This is a genomic window from Lacinutrix sp. MEBiC02404, from assembly GCF_053601575.1.
This window is the reverse complement of record NZ_JBSHNV010000178.1, coordinates 1-725: the sequence shown is the minus strand read 5'-3', so window position 1 is coordinate 725 and position 725 is coordinate 1. Positions and strand designations below refer to the sequence as shown.

Here is a 725-nt window from a genome sequence, read left to right as displayed (position 1 = left end):
GGATATGTATTATCTGCCATTCCGGTAACGATAAGCGAAGCATATTATAGCTATAATTTAAAGCTTTTAAAAAACGATCTTTTTAATGGCGTAAATACAATTACGCTATTTAATAGTAGGAATCAACCAATTGCAGAACGTAATGTGTTCAGTACTAATAAAAAATTAATTGAATTAGAAGCCACAAAAATTTCTAGCACAAAAGATTCTACATCTATTACATTGAATCTTAAAAACATATATACAAATACCAATGTTAGTATTTCGGTCTTACCAGAAAACTCTTTAATGTATCAAAACCAATATAATATTGTAACCGATTATTTAGTAACGCCTTATTTACAAGATAAAACAGGAAATATCACAAAGTACTTTTCTGAAGATTTTAACCACAGTAAATTGGATACGTACATACAAACAAAAAGTAAAAACAATTTTGTAAATCTACCGAATAACAACATAAAAACCAGGAAAGCAGAAGTAGGAACAAGAATTAGAGGCTCTGTTATATTAAAAGAAGCAAACCCCCAAAATGCCAAGGTAATGCTAACTTCACAAGAAAATAATATTGTTTTAGTATCTAAACTAAAACCAAACAACACCTTTGTTTTTGATAGTCTTTTATTAAAACAGAATTCAAACTACAAATTATCTTTAGTCGATTTTAAAGGAAAACTTTTAAAAGCAAGCATGCATGTAAATGAACAATTGATAGATTACAAACC

At 28.0% G+C, this 725-nt stretch carries 1 protein-coding gene; it reads left to right on the top strand.

What is annotated here, in order from left to right; translation table 11 throughout:
* Positions 1-725 (top strand): hypothetical protein (locus ACVCXO_RS09205; RefSeq protein WP_452229300.1); only part of this gene is annotated, 725 nt, incomplete at both ends.